Annotated in this window: 5 protein-coding genes; all 5 read left to right on the top strand. The window is 61.6% G+C overall.

The genetic code is table 11. From position 1 onward, the window contains the following. Positions 1-537 (top strand): NADH-quinone oxidoreductase subunit B family protein (locus ACEW8Q_RS04135; RefSeq protein ID WP_373502788.1); only part of this gene is annotated, 537 nt, incomplete at its 5' end. A gap of 8 nt (positions 538-545) precedes the next feature. Beyond that, positions 546-1,148, top strand: coding sequence for an NADH-quinone oxidoreductase subunit C (locus tag ACEW8Q_RS04130; protein WP_373502787.1), 603 nt, complete (start codon positions 546-548; stop codon positions 1,146-1,148). Positions 1,149-1,169: 21 nt separating this feature from the next. Beyond that, positions 1,170-1,565, top strand: a complete 396-nt coding sequence (locus tag ACEW8Q_RS04125) for a four helix bundle protein (protein ID WP_373502786.1) — start codon at positions 1,170-1,172, stop codon at positions 1,563-1,565. Between the two features lie 78 nt (positions 1,566-1,643). Continuing rightward, on the top strand, positions 1,644-2,834 hold the full coding sequence (locus ACEW8Q_RS04120; protein ID WP_373502785.1) for an NADH-quinone oxidoreductase subunit D: 1,191 nt from the start codon (positions 1,644-1,646) through the stop codon (positions 2,832-2,834). Next, a partial coding sequence (nuoE, locus tag ACEW8Q_RS04115; RefSeq protein ID WP_373502784.1) for an NADH-quinone oxidoreductase subunit NuoE occupies positions 2,831-3,498 on the top strand: 668 nt, incomplete at its 3' end. The genes ACEW8Q_RS04120 and nuoE, both read left to right, overlap by 4 nt.

The following is a 3,498-nucleotide window of genomic DNA, read 5'->3' as shown; positions in this document are numbered from 1 at the left end:
GTCGGCGCCATCGATCCGCGGACCAACCGGCCCATCGGGGCGGATGACCCGTTCTTCACCGAGATCAACGACGAGCTCGCCGACAAGGGCTTTCTGGTCACCTCGACCGACGAGTTGATCAACTGGGCCCGCACCGGCTCGCTGATGTGGATGACCTTCGGGCTTGCCTGCTGCGCCGTCGAGATGATGCAGATGTCGATGCCGCGCTATGACGCCGAGCGCTTCGGCTTCGCGCCGCGCGCCTCACCGCGCCAGTCCGACGTGATGATCGTCGCCGGTACGCTCACCAACAAGATGGCCCCGGCGCTGAGGAAGGTCTACGACCAGATGCCGGAGCCGCGCTACGTCATCTCGATGGGCTCCTGCGCCAATGGCGGCGGCTACTATCACTATTCCTACTCGGTGGTGCGCGGCTGCGACCGCATCGTGCCGGTCGACATCTATGTGCCGGGCTGCCCGCCCACTGCCGAAGCGCTGCTCTACGGCGTTCTTCTCCTGCAGAAGAAGATCCGCCGCACCGGCACGATCGAGCGATAGGAGCGCCCATGTCCGAGGCCTTGAGAGAACTTGCCGACTACCTGCGCGAAGTGAAGGGCAACCTCGTCGACAGCGCGGTCGTCTCATTTGGCGAACTGACGCTCGTCACCCAGCCGGGCACGCTGATCGAACTTTTGAACTTCCTGCGCTCCGACAGCCAGTGCCAGTTCATCAACTACATCGACGGCTGCGGCGTCGACTGGCCGGGCAGGGCCGCGCGCTTCGACGTCGTCCACCACCTGTTGTCACCGCGCCAGAACCAGCGCATCCGCGTCAAGGTTCCGGTCGCCGAAGGCGCCACCGTGCCGTCGGCGACATCGGTGTTTCCGGGCGCCGACTGGTTCGAGCGCGAAGCCTACGACATGTACGGCATCCTGTTCACCGGCCATCCGGATCTTCGCCGAATCCTGACCGACTACGGTTTCGAGGGGCATCCGCTCAGGAAGGATTTCCCGCTGACCGGCTACGTCGAAGTCCGCTACGACGACGAGGTCAAGCGCGTGGTCTACGAACCGGTGGTGCTGCGCCAGGAATTCCGCAATTTCGATTTCCTCTCGCCCTGGGAAGGCACGGATTACGTGCTGCCGGGGGATGAGAAGAAGAGCGTGTGAATGGTGAATAGTGAATAGTGAATGGAAGACGACCTTCACGCCGGAAAGATACGTGACTACCGCGATCTGAAGGTGTGGAAGCACGGCATGGAACTCGCAACTGACATCTATCTGATAACGCGCGGGTTCCCCAAAAGTGAACTGTTCGGCCTGACAAGCCAGATGCGCAGGAGTTCAGCGTCGATCCCCGCCAACATCGCGGAGGGTTTTGGTCGTCAGCAACGGAAGAGTTTCGTCTTGTTCTTGCGCATTGCCCAAGGGTCGTTGAAAGAGCTGGAAACACACAATGAGCTCGCACGAAGGGTCGGTTTGATGGAAGAGGCAAGTTCTTTGAGAGTTGCCGGTTCGTGTGAGGGAATTGGAAAGATGCTTCGGGCGCTGATTCGGAAGCTTGATGTGAAGGATGGCGGTGAATGAAAATGAATCCCTACTATTCACGATCCACTATTCACTATTCACTACTGACTACTCACTCGCTCCCGAAGGGAGCCCACCATGACTGAACACAACGTCCGCAACTTCAACATCAATTTCGGCCCGCAGCATCCGGCTGCGCATGGGGTGCTGCGGTTGGTGCTCGAGCTCGACGGCGAGCTCGTCGAGCGCGTCGATCCGCATATCGGGTTGCTTCATCGCGGCACCGAGAAGCTGATCGAGGCCAAGACCTATCTGCAGGCCGTGCCCTATTTCGACCGGCTCGACTATGTCGCACCAATGAACCAGGAGCATGCCTTCGCGATCGCCGTCGAGCGGCTGACCGGCACGGCGGTGCCCAAGCGCGGCCAGCTGATCCGCGTGCTCTATTCCGAAATCGGCCGCATCCTGTCGCACATCCTCAACGTCACCACGCAGGCCATGGACGTCGGCGCGCTCACCCCGCCGCTCTGGGGCTTCGAGGAACGCGAGAAGCTGATGGTGTTCTACGAACGCGCCTGCGGTGCGCGCATGCACTCGGCCTATATCCGTCCGGGCGGCGTCCACCAGGATCTGCCGGAAAAGCTGGTCGAGGACATCGGCAATTGGTGCGATCCGTTCCTCAAGGCGCTCGATGACATCGACGACCTCCTGACCGGCAACCGCATCTTCAAGCAGCGCAACGTCGATATCGGCGTCGTCTCGCTCGAAGACGCCTTCGCCTGGGGCTTCTCGGGCGTGATGGTACGCGGTTCGGGCGCTGCCTGGGATCTGCGCAAGTCGCAGCCCTATGAGTGCTACTCGGAGATGGATTTCGACATCCCGATCGGCAAGAACGGCGACTGCTACGACCGCTACCTGATCCGCATGCAGGAAATGCGCGAGTCGCTGAAGATCATGAAGCAGTGCGTGGAGCAGCTCTCCGGCAAGGAACGCACCGGACCCGTTTCCTCCACCGATGGCAAGGTCGTGCCCCCGAAGCGTGGCGAGATGAAGCGCTCGATGGAGGCGCTGATCCATCACTTCAAGCTTTATACAGAAGGCTACAAGGTGCCTGAGGGCGAGGTCTACGCCGCTGTCGAAGCGCCCAAGGGCGAGTTCGGCGTCTATCTCGTTTCGGATGGTTCCAACAAGCCCTACCGCGCCAAGATCCGGGCACCGGGCTTCGCGCATCTCCAGGCCATGGACCACATCTGCCGCGGCCACATGCTGGCCGACGTCTCGGCGGTGCTTGGTTCTCTTGATATCGTTTTTGGTGAGGTTGACCGGTGAGCGTCCGTCGTCTTCATTCTGTCCAGCCTGACAGCTTCGCGTTCAATGCGGAGAACATGGCATGGGCCAAGCAGACCATCGCGAAGTATCCCGCGGGCAAACAGGCGAGTGCCGTGATCCCGCTGCTCTGGCGCGCCCAGGAGCAGAACGACAACTGGGTGTCGAAGCCGGTGATCGAATATGTCGGCCAGATGCTGGACATGTCCTACATCCGCGTCCTCGAAGTTGCGACCTTCTACACGATGTTCCAGCTCGCCCCCGTGGGCAAGGTCGCCCACATTCAGGTCTGCGGTACCACGCCCTGCATGCTCAGGGGCGCGGAAGACCTGAAGAAGGTCTGCCAGCACAAGATCCACCACGATCCGCATCATCTGTCTGCCGATGGCAATTTCTCGTGGGAAGAGGTCGAGTGCCTCGGCGCCTGCGTGAATGCGCCGATGGTACAGATCTTCAAGGACACCTACGAGGACCTGACACCCGCCTCGCTGGAAAAGCTGATCGACGATCTGGCCGCCGGCCGCAAGGTGAAGGTCGGCCCGCAGATCGACCGCCACATGGCCGCGCCCGAAGGCGGGCCGACGACGCTGATCGATCCCGAGCTTTACGCAGGGCAGAGGAGCTTCACGCGCGTCGAGGCTCCCCCTCCGCCGCCGCCCGCCGAGGC

The organism is Aestuariivirga sp. (genome assembly GCF_041738905.1).
Classification (GTDB): domain Bacteria; phylum Pseudomonadota; class Alphaproteobacteria; order Rhizobiales; family Aestuariivirgaceae; genus Aestuariivirga.
This window is presented reverse-complemented; position numbering and strand designations above follow the sequence as displayed.